This window comes from Ignavibacteriales bacterium (genome assembly GCA_026390815.1).
Lineage (GTDB): Bacteria > Bacteroidota > Ignavibacteria > Ignavibacteriales > SURF-24 > JAPLFH01.
Window position 1 is genome coordinate 1 of record JAPLFH010000034.1, and the last position, 21,479, is coordinate 21,479.

The 21,479-nt window shown below is 34.3% G+C and carries 25 protein-coding genes; 10 read left to right on the forward strand and 15 right to left on the reverse strand.

Annotated elements, in window-relative coordinates; translation table 11 throughout:
* Positions 1–358 precede the first annotated feature (358 nt).
* Complete coding sequence (locus tag NTX22_11195; protein ID MCX6151083.1) at positions 359–883, reverse strand: hypothetical protein; 525 nt, start codon at positions 881–883, stop codon at positions 359–361.
* Positions 884–1,180: 297 nt separating this feature from the next.
* Here NTX22_11195 and NTX22_11200 point away from each other — a divergent pair, with 297 nt between their 5' ends.
* Entirely contained in the window at positions 1,181–2,314 is a 1,134-nt protein-coding gene (locus tag NTX22_11200; GenBank protein ID MCX6151084.1) for a hypothetical protein, read from the forward strand.
* A gap of 353 nt (positions 2,315–2,667) precedes the next feature.
* Positions 2,668–3,729, forward strand: a complete 1,062-nt coding sequence (locus NTX22_11205) for a class I fructose-bisphosphate aldolase (protein ID MCX6151085.1) — start codon at positions 2,668–2,670, stop codon at positions 3,727–3,729.
* A gap of 222 nt (positions 3,730–3,951) precedes the next feature.
* Here NTX22_11205 and NTX22_11210 read toward each other — a convergent pair whose 3' ends face one another.
* The 3 genes from NTX22_11210 to NTX22_11220 form a co-directional block, all read right to left on the reverse strand.
* A complete protein-coding gene (locus NTX22_11210; GenBank protein MCX6151086.1) occupies positions 3,952–4,476 on the reverse strand; it encodes a hypothetical protein in 525 nt (174 codons plus the stop codon).
* A gap of 21 nt (positions 4,477–4,497) precedes the next feature.
* Positions 4,498–4,917 (reverse strand): cytochrome c, encoded by a 420-nt coding sequence (locus NTX22_11215; GenBank protein ID MCX6151087.1) that lies wholly within the window; start codon positions 4,915–4,917, stop codon positions 4,498–4,500.
* A gap of 97 nt (positions 4,918–5,014) precedes the next feature.
* Positions 5,015–5,851, reverse strand: a complete 837-nt coding sequence (locus tag NTX22_11220; protein ID MCX6151088.1) for a 4Fe-4S ferredoxin — start codon at positions 5,849–5,851, stop codon at positions 5,015–5,017.
* Positions 5,852–6,001: 150 nt separating this feature from the next.
* On the opposite strand from NTX22_11220, the gene NTX22_11225 reads away from it, so the two are divergent.
* The 6 genes from NTX22_11225 to NTX22_11250 all read left to right on the forward strand — a co-directional run bounded on the left by NTX22_11225 (position 6,002) and on the right by NTX22_11250 (position 9,042).
* Positions 6,002–6,502 carry a DinB family protein gene (locus NTX22_11225; GenBank protein ID MCX6151089.1) on the forward strand — a complete coding sequence of 167 codons (501 nt, stop codon included), beginning with the start codon at positions 6,002–6,004 and terminating at the stop codon, positions 6,500–6,502.
* Positions 6,503–6,578: 76 nt separating this feature from the next.
* The gene (locus NTX22_11230; protein MCX6151090.1) at positions 6,579–7,256 is read left to right on the forward strand and encodes a sugar transferase; all 678 of its coding nucleotides are present in this window, start codon (positions 6,579–6,581) and stop codon (positions 7,254–7,256) included.
* Between the two features lie 36 nt (positions 7,257–7,292).
* A complete protein-coding gene (locus tag NTX22_11235; GenBank protein MCX6151091.1) occupies positions 7,293–7,574 on the forward strand; it encodes a CD225/dispanin family protein in 282 nt (93 codons plus the stop codon).
* A 2-nt stretch (positions 7,575–7,576) separates the two neighbouring features.
* Positions 7,577–7,984, forward strand: coding sequence for a DUF2752 domain-containing protein (locus NTX22_11240; protein ID MCX6151092.1), 408 nt, complete (start codon positions 7,577–7,579; stop codon positions 7,982–7,984).
* A 74-nt stretch (positions 7,985–8,058) separates the two neighbouring features.
* Positions 8,059–8,451 (forward strand): TM2 domain-containing protein, encoded by a 393-nt coding sequence (locus NTX22_11245; protein ID MCX6151093.1) that lies wholly within the window; start codon positions 8,059–8,061, stop codon positions 8,449–8,451.
* A gap of 30 nt (positions 8,452–8,481) precedes the next feature.
* The gene (locus NTX22_11250; GenBank protein MCX6151094.1) at positions 8,482–9,042 is read left to right on the forward strand and encodes a hypothetical protein; all 561 of its coding nucleotides are present in this window, start codon (positions 8,482–8,484) and stop codon (positions 9,040–9,042) included.
* Positions 9,043–9,195: 153 nt separating this feature from the next.
* Here NTX22_11250 and NTX22_11255 read toward each other — a convergent pair whose 3' ends face one another.
* The 4 genes from NTX22_11255 to NTX22_11270 all read right to left on the reverse strand — a co-directional run bounded on the left by NTX22_11255 (position 9,196) and on the right by NTX22_11270 (position 13,176).
* Positions 9,196–10,761 (reverse strand): N-acetylmuramoyl-L-alanine amidase, encoded by a 1,566-nt coding sequence (locus NTX22_11255; protein MCX6151095.1) that lies wholly within the window; start codon positions 10,759–10,761, stop codon positions 9,196–9,198.
* Between the two features lie 14 nt (positions 10,762–10,775).
* Entirely contained in the window at positions 10,776–11,324 is a 549-nt protein-coding gene (locus NTX22_11260) for an isoprenylcysteine carboxylmethyltransferase family protein (GenBank protein ID MCX6151096.1), read from the reverse strand.
* A 201-nt stretch (positions 11,325–11,525) separates the two neighbouring features.
* Positions 11,526–12,545: an inorganic phosphate transporter gene (locus NTX22_11265; protein ID MCX6151097.1), complete on the reverse strand. Its 1,020-nt coding sequence runs from the start codon at positions 12,543–12,545 to the stop codon at positions 11,526–11,528.
* Positions 12,546–12,564: 19 nt separating this feature from the next.
* Complete coding sequence (locus NTX22_11270; GenBank protein ID MCX6151098.1) at positions 12,565–13,176, reverse strand: DUF47 family protein; 612 nt, start codon at positions 13,174–13,176, stop codon at positions 12,565–12,567.
* Between the two features lie 268 nt (positions 13,177–13,444).
* Between NTX22_11270 and phoU the strand changes: the two genes are divergently transcribed.
* Both phoU and NTX22_11280 read left to right on the forward strand, forming a co-directional pair.
* Entirely contained in the window at positions 13,445–14,125 is a 681-nt protein-coding gene (gene phoU, locus NTX22_11275; GenBank protein ID MCX6151099.1) for a phosphate signaling complex protein PhoU, read from the forward strand.
* A 93-nt stretch (positions 14,126–14,218) separates the two neighbouring features.
* On the forward strand, positions 14,219–14,650 hold the full coding sequence (locus tag NTX22_11280; protein ID MCX6151100.1) for a DUF6174 domain-containing protein: 432 nt from the start codon (positions 14,219–14,221) through the stop codon (positions 14,648–14,650).
* A 130-nt stretch (positions 14,651–14,780) separates the two neighbouring features.
* Here NTX22_11280 and NTX22_11285 read toward each other — a convergent pair whose 3' ends face one another.
* The 7 genes from NTX22_11285 to NTX22_11315 all read right to left on the reverse strand — a co-directional run bounded on the left by NTX22_11285 (position 14,781) and on the right by NTX22_11315 (position 21,479).
* A complete protein-coding gene (locus NTX22_11285; protein ID MCX6151101.1) occupies positions 14,781–15,515 on the reverse strand; it encodes a hypothetical protein in 735 nt (244 codons plus the stop codon).
* Positions 15,505–16,479 (reverse strand): N-acetylmuramoyl-L-alanine amidase, encoded by a 975-nt coding sequence (locus tag NTX22_11290; protein MCX6151102.1) that lies wholly within the window; start codon positions 16,477–16,479, stop codon positions 15,505–15,507. Before NTX22_11290 ends, NTX22_11285 begins: the two co-directional genes overlap by 11 nt.
* 213 nt (positions 16,480–16,692) lie before the next feature.
* Positions 16,693–17,166 (reverse strand): DinB family protein, encoded by a 474-nt coding sequence (locus tag NTX22_11295; GenBank protein MCX6151103.1) that lies wholly within the window; start codon positions 17,164–17,166, stop codon positions 16,693–16,695.
* 186 nt (positions 17,167–17,352) lie between these two features.
* A complete protein-coding gene (locus NTX22_11300; protein MCX6151104.1) occupies positions 17,353–18,327 on the reverse strand; it encodes an aldo/keto reductase in 975 nt (324 codons plus the stop codon).
* Between the two features lie 63 nt (positions 18,328–18,390).
* Complete coding sequence (locus tag NTX22_11305; protein ID MCX6151105.1) at positions 18,391–18,774, reverse strand: VOC family protein; 384 nt, start codon at positions 18,772–18,774, stop codon at positions 18,391–18,393.
* Positions 18,775–18,801: 27 nt separating this feature from the next.
* On the reverse strand, positions 18,802–19,365 hold the full coding sequence (locus NTX22_11310; GenBank protein ID MCX6151106.1) for a hypothetical protein: 564 nt from the start codon (positions 19,363–19,365) through the stop codon (positions 18,802–18,804).
* Between the two features lie 83 nt (positions 19,366–19,448).
* The gene (locus tag NTX22_11315) at positions 19,449–21,479 is read right to left on the reverse strand and encodes a S9 family peptidase (GenBank protein MCX6151107.1); all 2,031 of its coding nucleotides are present in this window, start codon (positions 21,477–21,479) and stop codon (positions 19,449–19,451) included.

Genomic DNA, 21,479 nt, shown 5'->3' on the forward strand with positions numbered 1-21,479 from the left:
AAGTAAAAAGTCAATGGTACTTGTACTAAATCTGCAGAGCGTTTTTAGTACAAGTACTAAATTTTTTGTTCCATTCTGGGGCACCATTATGAGACACTTTTTTAAAATAGCTCTAAATAGTTTGTATTTGGTTTGTAATCAGTGTTTTTGAGAGCAAAAAATATATTTTAAAATCATGGTACAAGTACTAACGTTTTAAAAATAATTTTAGCTTATAGATGTTTTATAGGTGTATTGAATGACTAAGCGGCAAAATCTTTCTACCGGAGTAAAATCATTTTTTTTGTTGAAGAATAACCTTCGGTTTTTAACTGATAAAAATATATCCCGCTTGGAAAGTGATTCAATTAAATAAAGTCTATTCTACAATAGAATCTTGATACATAAATTTAGGAAGTATTAATGCAACAATAAAAATCAGTATTGCTATTCCGAAAAAAAAGTAGCCGACTTCAATATCATAATCCAATATACCAAGTGTACTAAGAAGATAAGTCCAATCGTGATAAACTTTACTGCCGCCAAGTAAGGGCAGTTGATGAGCGCGCGCATCTGCAGAATAAACGCTGATGTTAATAAAATTCTGCCCCAGCCAAAGCAGCGCTACCTGCACTCCAGTCTTATACATACTCCTGAAAAAATAAAAAGCGATAATAGATGGAAGGATAATTTGCATCAAAGTACCACCCGCGGTGTAAATAAATTTCCCAAAGAAAATGAAAATCAAGTGTCCGCCCTCGTGGATAATCAGGTCGGCATTATCGATGAAACCATAATGTCCTCTGTTAGCAATCCAATAGATCATAATTGGAAACATTATGATTGAAGGAAGCCAATTTAGAAGTTCATCTTTCCAGGTAAATGTCCGATGTTCCAAATCCATAATTCTATAATTGTCTTTTTAAAAATAATTTCGTTCGCAAAATAAGAAAAATTTAGTTCTCATTCGAAAAGTGAAGTTTATTTTGAATCGTTAAGCTCTTTTATTGCATCAAACAAAATGAATCTCTAAATAAGAATTACAAATGAAATGTGACCTAAAACCGTTGTGGAAAGTGTGTTTTTAGCTTAAATATATCACCTATAAAATTTATTTTATATGGTGGTAGTATCTTAATTATAATTTTTTATATTATAAGAAGAAGCAATTATACAAATATTTTTCTGGTGAGGAATTTTTATGAAAAGCCCTATTCAAAATACGATTGGTAAAAATTTCTCATCTACCCTAAATGAGGAAAATGATAATTCGCAAGGCGAAGCTGGAAAGATGTTACAGGAAATTAAAAATGAGTTAAGAACTAATCCCATCTACCAGGATTTTTTTAAAAATTATAATCCACTTAGTGTAGAAGCATTTATTGAGAATTATGCCATAAAGAAAGCCCGGTACATTGGCTATGGCGAAATGATAAATAAGTGTTATGAGAACGCTTTCCTCCGCAGACAAATTGAAGCCGAAGAACGTCTTTGGGAAATCCAGAGAAAAAAACTTTTCGACCTGGAGTGCCAATGGCGGGCTGAGGTAATTAAAATTCCTGAAATAGAAGTAACAGTTGATTTTGAATACTGGGAAAAAAATATTGAAAACTGTCTTTTCATTCCTCCTATAACAGAAGATGAATTTGAAATGTACCGGGACTATTTGCTGAGTGAAGATTTTTATGATTTTAAGATGGAGTGGAAGTGGATGGGATATAAGGAGATAAAAGAAAACCATAAAGAGTATGGTACACTACCTTCCTGGTATGAATATTATGATCTAAGAAAAGGAACGGGATCTTTTCTTGTGCTGCCCGATATCCGCGGCGATAAAGAGGAATATTATATAAACATCTGGCGAAACAATAATTCTTCCAAACCAAAAACTAAAAGAGTGATCGATCCGGATCCACGTCCTTTCCTTAAAAGCTATGATTTATCAATTATAGAAGAATTTATAAAAAAATATGAGGACCATAAAACTTTAGAGTATTTTAAAATTTATGAAGGAGAACTTCATAAATCAAATGATGAAGTGGAGCAGGCATTAAGAGTATTAAGGGAAGCAGATGAAGTTGTACCAATGGAAAACAATTATGATTGGAAATTGGCAATTATCCAAACAGCAAAAAAGTTTGAACAGAAAAAACTTTCCGAAGCATTAGAAGCAGTATTTAAAAAATACAGTTACCGCCTTAAAATAGGAATAGCCCAGGAAACTTTATCAAGCGAAAGCAATATCATGTGGATAAAAAATTGGTCCAATGAGATTAAGCAAAAAATAATTAAAGCAAGAGTTTTAAATAACGAACCTGCCGATTTGAATTTTTAATTTATAGGACAAATTTTTTGAGGCTGGAAGAATTGGCAGTTTTATTAAATGCATTGTTAAATTGTTGAATTGATAAATTATTTAAGCAGCAAAACTGTTTCCCCTTTGGTTTTCCTGAAATCCAAATTATTTCTACAAGCTATGCAAGCCCTTTGCAAAAAAACTATTGTAGTGTTAAACGTGAGCTGATAAATGTTGAATGCTTGATCCAATTTCTCCTTCTAGTTCTGACGTTTAACGTTTGACATTTGTCGTTTGACGTAAACATTATTATTTCCTTTTCAGTTAATCATTTTATTTGTTTATATTTTAAGCGAAATGAAACCTATTCTTATTTTTTTGAAGGAGGAAATATGATAGAGAAAATTAAACAATTCCTTGGTGCAGATGCAGATGCTTTACTAAGTTACAAAGCAAAATTCTCCAATGATCAATTACATCTTCCAGGTCCCGATTTTGTTGACCGGATATTTTATCATTCAGATAGAAACATTAATGTGTTGAAAAATCTTCAGTGGATATTTTCTACCGGGCGGCTGGCTGGAACCGGGTATTTGTCAATTCTTCCGGTAGACCAGGGAATTGAACATTCCGCTGGTGCATCATTTGCAAAAAATCCGATTTACTTTGATCCTGAAAACATTATTAAACTTGCAATTGAAGGAAGCTGCAATGCAGTGGCTTCTACACTTGGAGTTCTGGGAATTTGTTCGCGGAAGTATGCTCATAAAATTCCATTCATTGTAAAAATAAACCATAATGAACTTTTAACATATCCCAACAAGTTTGATCAAATTCTTTTTGCAGGAGTTGAACAAGCTTATGAAATGGGAGCCGCGGCAGTTGGCGCTACAATTTATTTCGGTTCCGAAGAAAGCGCAAGACAAATAATTGAAGTAAGCGAAGCATTCAAGCATGCACATCAGCTTGGATTGGTTACAATCCTCTGGTGCTATTTAAGAAACCCGGAATTTAAAAAGGATAAGGATTATCATGTATCTGCAGATTTAACTGGTCAGGCTAATCATCTTGGTGTAACTATCGAAGCAGATATTATCAAACAAAAACTTCCGGAAAATAATGGCGGTTATACAGCGCTGAACATGGGAAATTCGTCTTATGGAAAAATTGATAAAAGAGTTTATACTGAATTAACCACTGACAATCCAATTGATCTTACGCGCTACCAGGTAATTAATAATTATATGGGAAGAGCCGGCTTAATAAATAGCGGTGGTGCTTCCGGGGCAAACGATTTTGCCGACGCAGCAAAGACTGCTGTAATTAATAAACGCGCAGGTGGTATGGGTATGATTTGCGGAAGAAAAGCTTTTCAGCGACCAATGAGTGAAGGCGTAAAGTTGGTGAATATAATTCAGGATGTTTATTTGTGTAAAGAAGTAACTGTAGCGTAATTTGTAAAGGAGCTTGATTGGAGATATCGGTTTTAAGGATGGGCTGTCATCCAAAACAGAGATACTGCATTATTAGTAAATAAACTAAATTAACCGTAGTGAAGGCAAGTTAATTAATTGGAAGAGCTATATTGAACAAGTTTGTTGAACAACGTTGATAAATACCAAAATCTAAAAACCTTAACGTGCACGAAGTGGGTGGTTTGATTGGCGGTTGATACTTTAATTATGATAAATAGTAATAATTATCACGCGCTTATCTCCAGTTTCAATACCAATACCTGCAATATACCACTCCATTATATATTTGTTCACAAATCTAACGTTGTATCCAAAACTTTGAATTTGATTTCCAAAGACATCATATTTTTTAAATCTAATAAACTTATCTCCGGACAATTCCCAGCTAAATTCTTCATAATTATAAAAATAAAATTCCATAGCGGTATTATTTAAAGTAATCGTACTATCTTTATTAAACTTTATTTCACCTTGGATAATTTTGCCAGAATCTATTTTTGTTATTTGCTTATCCGGCACATTTTCATCTGGATTGTCAGTACCATACTTAGTTACAATACTTTTAATATTCCAATTGAACTTCGTCAATATTTCATAGTTTGAAAACTCTTCATCATTTGGTGCGGTAAGATTATCATTACACCCAAACAATAATAAGGTACAAAATAATATTACATATTCCATATTCATAATAGTGTTTAAGCATATCTTATTTTTATCCCACATCAAGTTTCCAGTTTTATGTTTTTATAATCCTCGCAAGTAATCTGCAATTTTTCCAAGATCTTTTACATCAAGATTATTGAAAGGCGGCATAACCACAGAAGAATATTTTTCCTGGTAATTTTTAAATCTGTCTTTATCCATAAATGAAGAAGGATTTCTTAAATAATTAATTAAATCATCCCTGCTGGACCAAAATTGTTTTAATCCAATTAAACTTGGACCAAGAGTGCTTCCATTAAGATCGGAACCATGGCAGGATGTACAACCATTGCTTTTAATTAATGTCAGGGCGGTCTGTTCACTAGTTTGAGCGGGCTTTTCTCCACCCATATAGCTGCCCACAATTTCTTTCTTTGGTTCTTTCTTTGTTATTTGGGAAAGACCAAAAAGAAGTAAAAATAGAACTAATAAAGATGCGACCCATATTTGAGATTTTGTCATAATCCTATACCTGTTGTTAAGAAAAGCCACTTAAAATATAAGATGAACCTGCTTTTCTTACAACTTAATAAAATTGAAATTGAAGAAAAGTTAATTTTTATATTTCTTCTTCCATTAAAACTTCTCCACGAATGCTTAACATAATTACTTTAAGCGGAATTGTCTTTCCTGATAAATTGATTGCCTGCTGCGCCAACTGAAGCAATCCACGGCAGCATGGCACTTCCATTATCATAACCGTTAAAGATTTAATGTTGGCTTCTTCAACCATTGATGAAAGCTTTTTAAGATATATTTCCTTGCCGGAATCAAGTTTGGGGCAGGCAATTGCAAGTGATTTACCAGCAAGGAAATTACTATGGAAATCTCCCGCAGAAAATGCGCAACAATCTGCCGCTAACAAAACATCTGCGCCTTGATAATGAATTGCGAGAGGATTAATCAAATGAAGTTGTATTGGCCAATGCTTTAACATAGAAGTCCGGTTTTCTTTATTTCCAATGGATGCATTTCCGACTTCTATTTCGGTAGCTTTGTTTCCGGGGCAGCCGCTTTCAATTTTCTTTTCTGATTTATATAACTCCATTGGTACTTCAATTTTTAATGCTTCAAGATATTCTATCGCTTGCTGCAAATAAGCAAGTTCTTTATGAGCGTAAAGATGATTTAAATGGGCAGCTATAACATTCCTGCCACCTTTAATTATATAATCCATAACTTTTCTTTCATCATACGGTTCAGATTCACGTTCTTCAATTGTAATCGCATCCTGTGGGCAGTATCCTAAACAGGCACCGAGTCCATCGCAAAACAAATCACTTATCAATCTTGCTTTTCCATCAATTATTTGTAATGCACCTTCTGCACAGTTTGGAATGCAAAGACCGCAGCCATCGCATCTGGATTCATTTATGTTAACAATATTTCTTTTCATTTGGCTCTTTTTATATTCGGAATTTTTGCTCCGAATATAATGACGGTGGAACCTGAAAACAAGCGAAAAATTTATCTGGACTAATAGAATTAGAATCAAAAATGAGTTAGATTAACTCAGCAAATTTTGAAATTAATTCTAGGAATTATTATGTACTACAAAGTTTCTGATTTTGAGAAGGATTGGAAGTTTGAAAGCGACTCAACACTAAAGATTTTTTCTACGTTGACAGATGAATCACTTGCTCAATCGGTTTTACCAGAAGGAAGATCTATTGGACGGCTTGCCTGGCACATTACAACTTCCGTTGGAGAAATGATGACAAGAGTGGGTTTGAACACAGATTCTCCAAGCGAAGATACACCGGTTCCTGGTACTGCAGAAGAAATTCTTTCGGCTTATGACAAAGCAGCAAAATCTGTTTTGTCTGAAATTACAAAAAAGTGGAATGACGGTTCTCTCTTAAATGAAGCGGACATGTATGGTGAGATGTGGCAAAATGGTCAAACACTTAAAGTGTTGGTAAACCATCAAATTCATCATCGTGCACAAATTACTGTGCTAATGCGGCAGGCTGGATTAAAAGTACTGGGGATTTACGGTCCATCCAAAGAAGAATGGGAAGCAATGGGAATGCCTTCTATGAAATAATTTAATTCGGATTAATTTTATAATTATAGTATTTTCACGCATCATTTTTTTTATTATTGATTAAATGCTGAAGTTTATGATGTCAAATAAAAAAGAAATAGTTTTCTACAATGTTATCAAGAGGATTTTTGATCTGATATTTGCCTTGGTTCTTTTATTTTATTCTTTCCCATTCTTATTGCTGTTCGCTTGTATACTGTGGTTGGAAACTGCGCAATCACCGATTTATTCTCAAACACGCGGCTTAGTTTTAGAAAAGAATTTATTTAAGCTTTATAAACTAAGAACACTTAAAAACTCAAATTCACAACAACTTAACTCAATAGATATTTTTCTAAAAGATGATCTGGAAAAATATGTTTCAAGTTTTGGAAAGTGGCTAAGAAAGACCGGATTAGATGAACTTCCACAGCTTATAAACGTACTTAAAGGGGAAATGAGTATAGTTGGTCCCCGACCTTTTTCTGTTAGCGATTTAGAAAAAATGAAGATAGAGCAACCTTCATATTATGCCCTGCGCAGTAAATTAATATCTAGACCTGGAATTACAGGTTTATGGCAAATAAGCGGTGATAGAACTAAGGGAATTGAAAATCTTATAAACCTTGAAAAGTATTATGATGTAAACAAGAATTTTTTGCTTGATATTAAAATATTGTGGATTACAGTACCGATAGTTTTTTTTGCTTCTAACAGTGATGCAATTTTGAACTCGAAAAGAATTTTAGGAAAGGATTTTCAAAAGATTTTGTGATTATTAATCCGATAGTTAAAACATTCAGAGGTTAAGATGGAATTAAAATCGTATGTTCCAACTTACTTAGCCCAGGCAATATTAGTTACTATTTTTTGTTGTCTTCCGCTTGGAATTCCCGCAATAATATTTGCTGCTCGGGTAAATTCCAGGTTAATTCTCGGTGATGTTCCTGGTGCACAATATTTTTCGCAAAAAGCAAAAACCTGGTGCTGGATTGCTTTTGGAGTTGCGTTAACAATAATAATAATTTGGTTAGTGTTCTACTTGTTGCTTGGAATAACAATTCTCTTTCCGGGATTTGATCAAGCGGTGTAAATATGTTTACCAAATATTCAATTGCTAAACCTTTCATCGTGTTGATTTGTGTAGTTGGTTTTTGCGGAATTCTTTTTTTTGCCTCACCAAATGATCTAAAATATTTTGTACGTTGTCCTTTTCATTCTATTACTGGTTTATACTGCCCGGGCTGTGGAAGCCTGCGTGGATGTTATGCAATAATTCATGGTGATGTTCTAAAAGCTTTGGATTATAATTTCTTTATGGTTTTATCTATTCCATTTTTGGCTTATAGTTTAGCTCTCTTCTTTATCAGGGAAATAACAAAGAAACCGTCCAAAGGAAAATATATAAAACCAGTTTACCTTTGGTCTCTGTTAATTTCCATTTTGGTATTTTGGATTTTAAGAAATATACCGGTTTATCCATTTAATATTCTTGCTCCATAATTATTTTTTGTTTATGAACTTAGAAGTGTTAAATTCCGTCTAAAAGTTTGAATAATAAATTAAAAGAGGTGTTTATGTTTTGCAGAAATTGCGGCAAAGAAGTTAATCCACAAGCAGTTATTTGTGTAAGTTGTGGTGTTCATCCATTAAAAGGAATAAAAAACTGCCAGTATTGTGGTGCAGAAACAAATCCACACGCAGAGATTTGTGTTAAATGTGGTGTTCGATTAGCTAAAGTTTCCCCACCGAATGCAAAATCCAAAATAGTTGCTGGCATCCTCGGTATTTTCCTTGGCGGATTTGGTATCCACCGCTTTTATCTTGGTTATACCGGAATAGGAATTATCCAGATTGTAGTTACAATCATTACTTGTGGAATAGGTTACCTTTGGGGATTTGTTGAAGGCATATTAATTCTGGTTGGCAATATTAACAAAGATGCACAAGGGAATGATTTGGTGGATTGATTAAACATCTTATTTTTTTTGAGAATCCAGGTGGATAAGAAATTTATAATTGGATTTATTTTATTTGTACTTTTCTGTAAAGCAGAATTAGCACAAGATAATCATATTCTTAAAAATGATTCAACTGACTTTGCAATTCCGTTGAATAACATACACTTGGATTTAATTCCGTTCTTTGTCGTAAACAATGCGAGTTTGTTTGCAGATTTTGAATTATTAAAATTTAGGAACAGCTTCCTCCAATATCGTGCAGGAGTTAGTGTTTCTCATTTTTTTCATTTTGCATTTGCAGACGGTGGTGGAGAAGTCGAGGGTTCTCCATTTTCCGATCTTGATGCATTAATAGTTTTTGGTAATGGACGCAAAGGGATCTTCATATTTGAATATTATGCTGGATACTCTTACAGAATTAATTTAACTAGTGGTACGGAAGATTATCCCTCCCATTTATTAAAATATGGATTTGAAATAAGCTGGATGTTTTGGAAACCTTATATAGGTATGCAGCTTAAAGTATGTCTTACAAAAAGTAAAAATGGCGGCGAGCATGATATTTTTGGACTTGGTTTTACAATTGGCTGGTCAAAATAATTTTCATTCGTAATTCATAAGACGGACGAACCGGAAACAAGCAATTGAGAATCGAGGATCTCCGGTTCTCCGTTTCCCCCCTTCTCCGATTCCGTAATTTTACGCATAATATTTTTACTGACTACATAATTCATAACTCGTCATTCGTAATTCTTAGTTTACTGCTTTCATCTCATTGTCATATTCTTCTTTAAACTTTTTAACTGAATTGAAAATTGATTCAGCAATTTCTTCCTGTCCGCTTTTGCTGTTCAAGTAAGTCTCATCTTTCTTGTTGGAAAGGTACCCGCTTTCAATTAAAACACTTGGCATAGAAGCTCCTACCAGCACATAAAAACCCGCTTGCTTTATTCCGTTTGAAGGAAGGTTGACCTTTTCAGAAAAATCTTTGTTCAGAATATCAGAGAATTTTTCGGAGTATTTCATAAAAGAAGAATGAGCCATTGTTACAAGAATAAAATTTTCATCAGTTAATTCCTGGTAACGTTTTGGATTATCCTCGTACTTAATTACACTGTTTTCCATTTGTGCAATATCAATCGCTTCTCTTGTTCTTCCGGGTCTAAGAAGATAAACTTCAAATCCGCTTATGTGGGTTGGCTTTTGCGGTGTTGAGTTGCAGTGAATAGAAATAAAAAGTTTTCCATTCTTTTCGTTGGCAATTTTTCCGCGCTTATATAACTCAATAAACTTATCAGATGAGCGGGTGTAAATTACTTTTACTTCATTTAAATGATGTTCTATCAACTCACCAAGTTTAAGTGCAATGGCAAGATTTATTTTTTTTTCCTCAACTCCATTTAATCCAATTGCACCGGGATCTTTACCACCGTGCCCGGCATCTATAACCACAGCGTCAAACTTCCATCGCTCTTTGTTTTTTTCTGCTGTTGGATTCGAAAATAATTTATTGTGAATTGTAATTAACAAATCGTTACTCTTTTCAACACGGATTGCTTCTGAAACTGAATAACCTTCTCCAAGTTCAAATTCAATTTGGGAATTGTTCTGAGTGTTTTTAGCTGCAATTTTTTTTACTAATCCGGATGGTTCAGTTGAATTGATTTTTTCTTCATCTAAATTAATTCCAATGATATTAAGGAACAAAACTCCATCAATAATTGATTGACTAAATTTTCCAATTTTCTTGTTGGATTTTATCCTAACCAGTGTTCCGTTCGTTTTTACATTAAGAGAAATTCCGGAAACATTGTATGATGGTTTTTCTATTTCCGTGGATTCAGTTTTATCTTCCTTTTTTTCTTCTTCAACTTTTTCATTTTTATTTTCAGCAATTGCATCACCAACACTTTGTTTTGCAATTTTAATTTCTTTGCCACAGGCTATTGAAAGGAAAGTTGTAGAATACTGGATTGGAATAAGAATATCATCCGCTGAAAGCAAAGCAGCAACCGGCATTTGGTAGCTTTGTTGTTTGTTATCAGCTTCTGAGGTTAGAATAACAAATTGATTTCTTGCAGTAAATTTAATAATGTAATCCGGAAATCTGATTTCCATTTTCTTTACGGCTGGATTAAATAAGCTGGGAGCGGATAAAGCTTCCGAAAGATTTTTAACGGAAATGAAATCTATCCCTTTTTTATTTACAGATGGAAATAAATAGGCATCGCCGGAAATACTTAATTCTACAGACGACTTTTGTGCAAAGACTGAAATGAGCGAACAAAAAAAGATTAATAGAATTGCTTTGAAATTCATATCTGTTAAATATTTTATCCGATGAATGGAATTAGGAAGCCAGATTTTTTCTTGTACGCTGTAAATTCATCCTTAAAATGCTTTGCCATTAATCGTTCTTCAAAAATAGCACGCATTATAAGAAGGGGAATTTCTATAATAACCAATGGAAAAACTGTATAACTTAACAACGCAACAGCACCACCCAAATCTGTTAATATTTGTCCTAGATAATAAGGATGACGAACAATTTTAAATGGACCGGATTTAACCAGTTTATGAATTTTCATAATAATAATTTCGTTTGAATAATTTTCTCCCATCGACTTGTAAGCCCAAATTTGGAACCAGGAGAAGATGAGATAAACGATCAATCCAACCAATCTAAAATTAAAAAAAGATTGGTATTTGGAATAATCAAGTGTACCCAACTGAAAAATTGAAGCAATTACTAAAACTAAAATTACAACCGAAAGATTTGGCGGCAGTTTTTGAAGAAAAGTTTTAGGTCGTTCTTTAACATTTGTAAGAGAAGTTTTAATTCCTTTGGCGGCACCGGAAAAATTTGCTCCGAAAGTTGCCAACAGATTTATCCCCAAAATTATGTTGATTGGATCCATAGTTTGAAAGTTTTATTTCAAATATAAACAGCATCTGTTTCAAATACTAAATCTTAATTTCAATAAGAAGATCATTTGAGAAAAAATCGGAATACTCAATTGCTTTATACTTTAGCTTATAATATTGTTAAGAATTATGCAACGGGTAAAGAGATTAATTGCTGGTTAGATATTTAAAAATAAAAATATCTTATAAGCTATTATTCCAAAAGTTGCGGAAAGAGGAATTGTTAGAATCCAAGCCCAAATTATATTCCTGGCAAGTTTCCATCTTACCGCCCGCGTACTTCTGATTGCTCCTACTCCGGCAATCGCTCCGGAAATCGTTTGAGTTGTACTTACCGGAACACCAATAGCCGAGGCAAAAAGGATTGTTAAACCAGCAGATGTTTCTGCGCTGAATCCGCTAAATGGAGTTAGCCTGGTCATACGCATACCAAGTGTTTTTATCACTTTCCATCCGCCTAATAAAGTTCCAGTTGCAATAATTGTGTAGCTGGTAAATTCTACCCAGTAAGGTGGATGGGAAGCTGGCTGAATTACATTATTGGCAATTAAAACCATGGTAATTAAACCAATAGTTTTTTGTGCATCGTTAGAACCGTGACTAAGACTATATAAGGCGGCTGATAGTAATTGTAATTTTCTAAAATTTTTATCTACTTTTCTTGGAGCCATATTTCTTACAATCCAAATTGTAACAACAGAAAACACTCCTGCAAAAATATATCCAAGTAGTGGTGATATAAAAATAAATGCAATAACTTTTAGAAAACCGGAGGCAATCAACGCACCAAAGCCAGCTTTTATTACAGCAACCCCACCTAAACCACCAATTAAACAATGTGAGATGCTTAAAGGAATTCCAAGATGAGTAGAACCGGCAGCAACGATAATAGCCCCAATTAATCCCGACAAAATAAGTGTATTGTCCAATACAGAAGTGTCGATTAAACCTTTGCCAATAGTAGCGGCAACACTTAATCCAAAAATAAACAAAGCGGCAAAGTTAAAAAAAGCTGCCCAGGCTACAGCTTGAAAGGGTGATAAAACTTTAGTAGCCACAACTGTAGCAATTGAGTTGGCTGCGTCGTGCATCCCGTTATAAAAATCAAAAAGAAAAGCTAAAGCTATTATAATTACAGCAATGGTGGGAATGGTTATATCTATAAAGGGAATTGTCATAAAAATCTTTTGTGAGTGTTTAATTATTTTTTAAAGCAATTGTCATAACAGCGGCAGCAATATTCTGGCATCTGTCGGTAACCGTTTCCAAAGCATCAATAATAGCTTTCTTTCTCATTAAATCGATGGCGTCTTTTTCTTCCCGGAACAATAATGAAATTGCTTCCCGATAAATATTATCAGCTTCTTCTTCATAATCTTTTACATTTTTAAGTCCATCTGTTTGCTTTAACTTATGTTCAACAATAGATAAATGAATTTCTTTTAATTGAAGTCCTGCAATTTGCAATAGTTTATCAGCAACATCTAAATGCTGAGTAAAATTGTAAACTTTTACTCTGGTTACAGCAGCATAAATTGAGTCGCTAAGTTTTTCTAAGGTATGGATTAAATCATAAATATCTTCACGGTCAAAGGGAGTTAAAAAACTACGGTTCAATTTTTTTATAACCTTTTGGGAAATTTCATCACAGCGTTTTTCTAAAGCAGTAATTTTTAGAATTATTTCATCATCATAAACAGCCTTGTTAAAGAATTCCTTTGCCATGTCCGCCATTTCAGTAACAGCAGCTACCATTATATTAAAATCTTCAAAATACTTTTCTTCTTTTGGCAGTAAAAATTTAAACATTGTGTACCCACTAACTTATTTTAACTTCGTAAACTTAGAAAATTTTTATTGAATAACACAAAACCTTTTTATTTAAATGAAACAAGGAAATTTCAGCTTTTATAAAAATACCAGATGAAGCAACTTCGTTAGTTTTAAGCTATTATTTTTTCAATATGGAATTATTAATAATTATCTATTAACTTAACAGCAAATATTTTTGTTATAACAACTGATTAAATAAAATTAGAATCTGCAACCGCTTAAATAAAAAGTATAGGAAAAAATCATGCAGGAACATTTCATCAAAGAAGTTGAGGGATTAAAAACTAATTTAATTAAAATGGCATCTCTTGTGGATGAACAGGTTGAGAGAGCTATCAACGCCTTAGAAACAGGGGATATTGAACTTTGCCGCGGGATAAAAGCCAGAGACCTGGAAATAGATGCGTATGATAATTTAGTGCTTACGCAGTGCGAAAATATTCTTGCCTTATTCCAGCCGGTTGCTACCGACCTGAGATTTATTATGTCTGCACTATTGATTAACAATCAATTAGAACGATGCGGAGATATTGCGGTAAATATTGCTCAGCGTGTAAAAAAAACAGGCGAGCATCATCAACTTATAATTGAATCGCAGATTTTAGATATGGGGAAGCATGCCAAAGAAATGGTTAAGGATGCAATAGATTCTTTTGTAAATCTTAATATTGGACAAGCTGAAAAAGTTTTAAGTCGAGAGGAAATAGTTGATAAGCTGAACAAAAGTATTTTTAAGTTTCTCATTGCTAAAATGCAAGCTGAGCCAACACTAATTGAACCAGGTGCGCATCTTATTGTTTTAACCCGGCATATTGAACGTTTGGCAGACCACGCTACAAACATTGCTGAAGATTTGATTTTTCATGTGAATGCAGAAATAATTGCTCATAGAAAAAAACTTAAAAATCTTAGAGAAGGAAGTTAACAGTTAATACACCAAAGCTGGCTCTAAAGAAAATCCAAATTTCCCAGCTTGTTTTTCCAGAGTCCACATTATTCTGGCTAAATAGATTTGCTTATGAAAAGAACACTTCGTTTTGCAATTTTAATGCTCATACTATTTGGGTGTAAAGAAAAATCTACAGAACCGGTTCCCATAACACCTTTTGAACAGTGGCGTTCTTTTAACATTCACAATTACACAATTGAACAGACTCGTTCTTGTTTTTGTTTTTATGGTGGTGAAAGAATGAGAATTACTGTTCAGTCCGATACAGTTTCTTCGGTGATGAAACTCTCTGATTCAACCATCATTTTATATCCCGCATCAAAAAATTTTTTATCAATAGATTCCCTGTTTGGAATAATCCAAAATTCCAGGACCGATTCGTTAGTAGTAATTTATAATTTAAAATACGATTATCCGGAAAAGCTTGATATTAATCCTCAGCTACACCCGGTTGATGGTGGTGAATTGTACGAGAGTTTTAATTTAGAAATCACAAAATAAGTAGCGCGGGAATTTATCCAACCATAAATTTATTCTTAAGAATGTTGGATAACCAAGGGACCAATTAAAAGTCAACGATTCAAAGTTAAGATCGCATTCTTATTAATTATTCATTCAAGATCCGGTTAAATCATTTCTTTATCAGCACACCTGCCGCAACACCAGCAGCACCTGCAGCTATGATTGATGTAACTGACGGCCATTCAATCTTTGGTGGATTTTTTAATGTACCAATATATTCTTTCATCAAATCTTCGTAACGTTTAAGTCCATAATCCAATCCTTGTTTATAGGCTTCCGCTTTCTGTTCCTTTAAAGTTATGATTGAATCTTTGAGTGCAACATAATTTTTATATGTATAATTAACTTCACCTAAAGCAGCTATTTGTTTTTTAAAATTATCAACTTCTTTGTGATCAGAAATGAACGTGGCGACAAACTGAATTGGTACTTGAAATGTTCTAATCATAAAACCAGTTACAGGATGAGGAACCCGGGCAACTCCAATCGGTGCGGTTTTCAATTCGGGAAATGAACTACGCATTTCATCAACCAGCTCATCAGGCTCAAATAGATTTGCAATCTTAGTTTGCTGTTTAACGTTTTCAACTTTTAAATTGGTAACAGCCGTTTCTAAACTGTCAATCTTCTGTTTGTATACGAGCCCTTTCTCTTTCAATCCGGAAATAACCGATTCAATGCTGTCCCCCTTTTGAATAACCATTGCATATTTAGTTTTATAATCAGCCAAATCATTTTCGGCTTTTTCAATTTTCTTTTTTGAATTGCCCCAAAAAATATAATTCGAGATCAAGCTTCCTGCAAACAGGATTCCTAATACGATAGCAACCCATTTAAGCATCATGAACCTCCAAACGATTATTTTCCCAACTCTTGAATCCAAGTGACTGCGCTGCCAAGGCAATCAATTTTGGATCTCCTTGAACCAATTCATAAAAAATAATGTGTCCATCCTGAACAGCATCTTTCAAACGAATATATGTATTTCTTCCGCCATCCTGCAATTCCCATAACAATCCTTTTACCATATTTCCTGCCGAGCGATTCATTTTACTGAACTGAGCCACATTATCCTGAAATAATTTTTGTACCTGATCTGAAGTTAATCCCGCCGGAGCTTCTGCTGATGGTAAGCCGGGTGAAGTAGCTGTAACATCAACCAGTTGCAAACCGCATTCGTTAATTACTCTTTGCCAAAAAGAATTATCCGGCAGAGGATCGCTTTTATCTTCGCGAATATTTACGTGACCGATTATTCCTTTAAAATCTTTTAGCTGTTGCCCATAAAAAGCTGTGTAGTTACGCGGGATTTTCTTTTCAATATTGAATGTTTGAGTTAGCTGATTTACCAATTGGACAACTGAATCAATCTGCTTTGGTTCATATTTATCAAAATACCGGTAACCTCGATAAGCCTGACCATTATCATACACTTCAGTGCGTGCCTTTAATGTGCGTGGACTAATAGTATCGAAGCAATAGAGATTTCCACCAGATTCAAGCAATCCGCCTTCGCTTGCAAGTTCAATTCCTATAAACCGCTTCTCGAAAATAATTCTATCAGGATCCTTCCACTTTAATCCAAACTGATAAGCCCATCCAGCCGGATCAAACATCTGGTAAACTGTTCCGTCTCTATCAATAATGAATGCGGTTCCAACCATTTGTTTATCGCGTTTCCACCAATCCACGCTCGAAGCTGCCGAGCCGCCTACAGTATGATGTAGACAGATTCCCGTTTTATTATTTACGTTTGGAAAATATTGATCAGCCGGAAGTTTTAAATTACTGCTAATAGTTAAAGCCATTTTGCACCTCTATTAAGTTTAAAAATTTTTTTTGTTGTAAGAGGGTTGATATCGTTTGAACAGGATAAATTGACAAATTGTTTTATTGCTAAATTGTTTGAAAACATAGGAATAAAATAGATCTGTCAATTGATCTGGAAATATTACAAACTTATACCAAAACCCTATTTATAATTTAAAACAAAAAAGGAGGAAATCAAGAAGGAAATTGATTTAAGATGCGTGTAATGTTATTATTTTCTTTAGAAGAACAATCTGTCCAAGATGATAAGTATCGTGTTGAAGTATTCCCATAATTAATTCAAAGAATGAATATTCCACCTTGTCATATTGTTTTGCAAATGTTGAATCATTTATTTCTGTAAAAAATCCCACCCATTCTAAATTGGATTTCTCAAATCTATCAAGTGTTTGTTGCCAAGCCTGGTTTGAGTTATCAGTTACTGTTTCAAAATAATTGTTGTCCGGAAATATTTTTTGTTCCCCTTTTAATCTTTTAAGTACAGTTTCCCTCCAACTTACAACATGATTTACAATTTCCCAGATTGAATTAAGCCCGTTAACCGGTTTTGTAAAAGCTTTTTCAGAACTAATACTTTTCAGCGTCCCAAGAATGGTTACTTCAATCCAGGAGGAACCGTTATACAAATTAGAAAATATTTTAGAGATTCTTTTAAACTCTTCCATAACTAAATTTCTTTCATAAAATTATTAATTTTGTCAAATCGTAACCGGATCCGAATAGCCAACCACAAGAATTATTTCCGATTGTCAGATTAAATCATTTTTACATTGAATATTCATTCTACATTCTACACTCTAAATTCTTCGTTCTATACTCTCCATTCTACACTCTTCACTCTAAACTATAAATTACGGCAGTTCTTCTCCTCTTCCTGCAATAAACAATTTATACCAATCTTCTCTGGATAGTTCAATGGAATCCGCCTGGCAGCATGCCTTAACTCTTTCTGCTTTTGTAGATCCAACTATTGGTTGAATCTTTGCGGGATGCTTGAGAATCCAGGCAATCATTATTGCTTCCTTACTTACTTTATATTTTCCCGCTATCTCGTTTACAACTTCTGAAGCTTTTTTAACTTTCTCATCTGGAATAACATCGGCAAAAAGTTTTCCCTTACCAAGCGGCGACCAAGCCTGGATTGTTATATCATTCATCCTGCAATACTCAATCGTTCCATTATTTCTGATTCCACGAGTCGGATTTTTCTGGTTGAATGTAATTCCTTCATCCATCAGGTCTGTGTGAATTAAACTAAACTCAACTTGATTGAAAAGGATTGGTTGAAGTACCTGTTTTTTTAGCAATTCAATTTGGGAACCAGTATGGTTACTTAAACCAAAGTAACGCACTTTACCGGAAGAATTAAGATCATAGAAAGCTTTGGCTACTTCTTCTGGTTCCATAAGCGGATCTGGACGGTGGAGCAGTAGAATATCAAGGTAATCTGTTTTAAGTCTTTTGAGTATTCCTTCAACTGATTTTGTAATGTGTTCATAACTGAAATCAAATCTGTGCGGAGCGCCTTCGTAAGGATCATCAGGAAAGCGAATCCCGCATTTGGATTGAAGAATTATTTTCTCTCTAAGCGATGGTATTTCTTTCCAGATATTTGAAAATACTTCTTCTGATTTACCGCGTGTATAAATATCAGCATGGTCAAAGAAATTAATTCCCTCATCTAAAGCTGTTCTGATAACCGCAACGGCATTTTTTATTGTATCATCGGTTAACGGTTCCTGGTTCCATGTTTTGCCAAGATTCATACAGCCGAGTCCGATTCTGGAAATTTCCAGGTTAGTGTTTTTTATATGAAGATTTTGCATTAATTCCTCTTTATATAATTGAAAAATCAGAATCCAAAAATAAAAATCAACTAACTCTTTGGATTAACTTGAAGCAGGCGGCTCCCAAAGTTCAATCTTGTTTCCATCAGGATCAAGAATCCAACCGAATTTTCCAAACTCCGATTCCTCTGTTTTCTCCATCACCTGCACTCCTTCCTTGCGAAGTTCTTCCAATAGCTCTGATAAATTATCTACACGGTAGTTTATCATAAATTGTTTTTCACTTGGCTGAAAATATTTTGTGTTGTCCGGAAATGGACTCCATATTGTGGAACCTTTAATTTCCGGTTTGTCTAATTCTCTCCATTCGAAACTGTATCCCCAACTTTCGGATTGAATGCCGAGGTGTTCATTATACCAATCTCTTGTTTTTTGCGGATCTTTGCTTTTAAAAAATATACCGCCTATTCCAGTTACTCGAGTCATAATAAATTTTCTCCAATTTCACTTTTACTATTTTATTAATTTAATCTTATTTGCAGAAGCTTCAATGTATTTTGAAAAGGCTTCTGGTTTTCCTGGAGGAGCAATCTCAAATAAAATTTTTACGGTTTCATTTTTAACCTTAATGTACGATAAGCGAAAAGTTGGAGCAGATGGTTTTACTTCGCCAAGGAAAGTAATTGTATCTTTATCTCCCGAAAATGAAACCGTATAATTAATAACGTGCCCTTCATTATCAAAATAAATTGCTTTTGTTTCATCTGATTCCTGAAAAATGATCATCAAATCATCGTGTCTGAATGCAGGTCTATCTTCAGCAGCAGGATACTCAGCGAAATTTTTTCTGATCAACACTCTTCTTTGCAGATCATACGAAAATGAAAATTCTCCTCCTCCCTGTCCAGGACCTCCACCTCCTTCACCAACCCAATCACCCAATAGAAACATCCAGGAATCCCAGTTTGTATCTTTAGCTTGTTGTGCATACGTAAAATTTGCTGTTGATAAAAAATAAAATAGAATTAACCAGCATGGGGTTGTAACTTTCTTAAAAGCCGGGAATGAATTTATCATCTTGGTTGCCTTTACTAAAATATATTTGAAACAACGGCAACCTAAATAAAATATTTCATTCAATCAAATTTTCACTCAAGCGTTCAATCATTTTTCTTTAAATATTTTCCCATCCATTCCAAATATCTATGCATTCTATCAACCTGGTAACTTGGTTTGGAAATATCGTGGAATTGCCCGGGGTAAATTATTAGCTCGGTATCTCTTCCCAAACTTTTTAGAGCCTGATACATTTGTTCAGAATTTAGCAATGGAACATTAAAATCCTTTTCACCACATAAAAAAAGAGTTGGAGTAACAATCTTATCAGCGTGAAAAAATGGATAAGAAACTCTCAACCAGGTATCGAAATTTTTCCATGGTGTTCCAAGTTCCATTTCATATTCGCGAATGTACATATCCGTACCATAACCGGAAAAAATATTAGAAATACTTGCCCCGCTGATAGCAGCTTTAAATCTTGTATCTTTAGCAATGGTGTAATTTGTAAGCATTCCACCATAGCTCCAGCCTGCAATTCCAAGTTTATCCGGATCTGTAATTCCTTTTTCAATTGCATAATCAACCGCAGCTAAAATATCATCAACATCTTTGTTTCCCCAATCTGCAAAGATTGCTTTAGCAAAATCAGTTCCTCTTCCGGAACTTCCACGGGGATTAACACCGATTACAACATAACCGTTTGCAGCAAACAACTGCCACGAAATATTAAATTCATTGTCGAACTGCTGTGTTGGTCCGCCATGAATGTTGAGAATAGTCGGATACTTTTTCCCTACCTGATAATTCGGTGGTTTAACAATAAATCCATTTATGGTTGTTCCATCCTTGCTTTTAAAACTTATTTCTTGAGTTGAAGCTAATTGAAGCTGCGAAAGTAATTTTTGATTTTGAAAAGAAAGCTGTCGGTTGCTTTTTCCATCTAATGCAAAAATTTCTGCTGGTTGTAATGTTGTACCACAGAGATACGCTATTTTTCCATCCTTCTGTAAATCGAAATTACTAATGGTGTGTCTGCCTGGAACAATAAGATCAAATTTATTATCGGTTAAAGATATTTTTGCAAGATCACAATTCCTGTCATCTTCCTGCAGGAAATAGATTGAGGAATTATCTGTCGACCAAATTGGATGGGAAAGATTCCGATCAAGATTAGGTAATAAAATTTTTGGGGAACCGCCCGCAGCCGGAATTATTGCAAGTGTTTGAACTGCATAATAGATCAATTCTTTTGGTCCACCTTGAATGTACGCTATGTATTTTCCATCGGGACTCCAGGCTAGACGGCTATCGAAATCAGGATCTGCATCCGCACCATCATAAGTTGTAAGCTGACGGATTACCGCTCCGGCTTTTGCCTCAATTAAATAAATGTCAAAGTTATTGTTTCTATCAAAATCATCATTGCGTTTACTTACAAAAGCAATGGTTGATCCATCAGGAGACCAAGATGGTAGTTCTTCATTATATTTTCCGGGAGTTAGTAATGTTGCGTTACGATCAGCAAGATCAAAAAGATAAATATGTTTCCGTTTTTTCAGGAGATATCCTGTTTCATCTTCTTTGAAATAGTACCGGTTAATTTCAATTGGTTTCGGAGTTTTCTTTTCGTCTTTAATAATTCCATCGATAGAATCCGGATCCTCTACAACAAATGCAATTCTTTTACTATCAGGCGCCCAGGTGTAATCAATAATGTTGCCTTTAAAATTGGTGATCATTTCTGCTTCACCACCAACCCGATTCATTATCCAGAGTTGTTCAACTTCATCACTATCCGTTCTAAGTGAAAGAAAGGAAATATATTTATTGTCGGGGCTCCAATGCGGCAGATGTTCATTTTCTTTGCTGAAGGTTAACCTAATGGCTTCTCCTGTATCCCAATTTGACATCCAGATATCAGAGTTTGATTTGTCTTCCTTCATATTATCCGTTTTTACAGAATAAGCAACCCAATCTCCATCCGGAGAAACCTGCGGTTCAGAAACTCCACGGATTTCAGTCAGGTCTTCAACTGTCATTTTTCTTCTTTGATCTGATTGTGCCGTTATTATTGTTATCAGAAATAGAAACAGAACAAACGAGTGCCGCTTAAGTCCTTTGAAATTATTCAT

What these genes read in the sequence shown, in the direction of transcription:
- NTX22_11195 (MCX6151083.1), bottom strand. Translation starts at nt 883, where the DNA reads ATGGATTTGGAACATCGGACATTTACCTGGAAAGATGAACTTCTAAAT.
- NTX22_11200 (MCX6151084.1), top strand. Translation starts at nt 1,181, where the DNA reads ATGAAAAGCCCTATTCAAAATACGATTGGTAAAAATTTCTCATCTACC.
- NTX22_11205 (MCX6151085.1), top strand. Translation starts at nt 2,668, where the DNA reads ATGATAGAGAAAATTAAACAATTCCTTGGTGCAGATGCAGATGCTTTA.
- NTX22_11210 (MCX6151086.1), bottom strand. Translation starts at nt 4,476, where the DNA reads ATGTGGGATAAAAATAAGATATGCTTAAACACTATTATGAATATGGAA.
- NTX22_11215 (MCX6151087.1), bottom strand. Translation starts at nt 4,917, where the DNA reads ATGACAAAATCTCAAATATGGGTCGCATCTTTATTAGTTCTATTTTTA.
- NTX22_11220 (MCX6151088.1), bottom strand. Translation starts at nt 5,851, where the DNA reads ATGAAAAGAAATATTGTTAACATAAATGAATCCAGATGCGATGGCTGC.
- NTX22_11225 (MCX6151089.1), top strand. Translation starts at nt 6,002, where the DNA reads ATGTACTACAAAGTTTCTGATTTTGAGAAGGATTGGAAGTTTGAAAGC.
- NTX22_11230 (MCX6151090.1), top strand. Translation starts at nt 6,579, where the DNA reads ATGATGTCAAATAAAAAAGAAATAGTTTTCTACAATGTTATCAAGAGG.
- NTX22_11235 (MCX6151091.1), top strand. Translation starts at nt 7,293, where the DNA reads ATGGAATTAAAATCGTATGTTCCAACTTACTTAGCCCAGGCAATATTA.
- NTX22_11240 (MCX6151092.1), top strand. Translation starts at nt 7,577, where the DNA reads ATGTTTACCAAATATTCAATTGCTAAACCTTTCATCGTGTTGATTTGT.
- NTX22_11245 (MCX6151093.1), top strand. Translation starts at nt 8,059, where the DNA reads ATGTTTTGCAGAAATTGCGGCAAAGAAGTTAATCCACAAGCAGTTATT.
- NTX22_11255 (MCX6151095.1), bottom strand. Translation starts at nt 10,761, where the DNA reads ATGAATTTCAAAGCAATTCTATTAATCTTTTTTTGTTCGCTCATTTCA.
- NTX22_11265 (MCX6151097.1), bottom strand. Translation starts at nt 12,545, where the DNA reads ATGACAATTCCCTTTATAGATATAACCATTCCCACCATTGCTGTAATT.
- NTX22_11270 (MCX6151098.1), bottom strand. Translation starts at nt 13,176, where the DNA reads ATGTTTAAATTTTTACTGCCAAAAGAAGAAAAGTATTTTGAAGATTTT.
- phoU (MCX6151099.1), top strand. Translation starts at nt 13,445, where the DNA reads ATGCAGGAACATTTCATCAAAGAAGTTGAGGGATTAAAAACTAATTTA.
- NTX22_11280 (MCX6151100.1), top strand. Translation starts at nt 14,219, where the DNA reads ATGAAAAGAACACTTCGTTTTGCAATTTTAATGCTCATACTATTTGGG.
- NTX22_11285 (MCX6151101.1), bottom strand. Translation starts at nt 15,515, where the DNA reads ATGATGCTTAAATGGGTTGCTATCGTATTAGGAATCCTGTTTGCAGGA.
- NTX22_11290 (MCX6151102.1), bottom strand. Translation starts at nt 16,479, where the DNA reads ATGGCTTTAACTATTAGCAGTAATTTAAAACTTCCGGCTGATCAATAT.
- NTX22_11295 (MCX6151103.1), bottom strand. Translation starts at nt 17,166, where the DNA reads ATGGAAGAGTTTAAAAGAATCTCTAAAATATTTTCTAATTTGTATAAC.
- NTX22_11300 (MCX6151104.1), bottom strand. Translation starts at nt 18,327, where the DNA reads ATGCAAAATCTTCATATAAAAAACACTAACCTGGAAATTTCCAGAATC.
- NTX22_11305 (MCX6151105.1), bottom strand. Translation starts at nt 18,774, where the DNA reads ATGACTCGAGTAACTGGAATAGGCGGTATATTTTTTAAAAGCAAAGAT.
- NTX22_11310 (MCX6151106.1), bottom strand. Translation starts at nt 19,365, where the DNA reads ATGATAAATTCATTCCCGGCTTTTAAGAAAGTTACAACCCCATGCTGG.
- NTX22_11315 (MCX6151107.1), bottom strand. Translation starts at nt 21,479, where the DNA reads ATGAATAATTTCAAAGGACTTAAGCGGCACTCGTTTGTTCTGTTTCTA.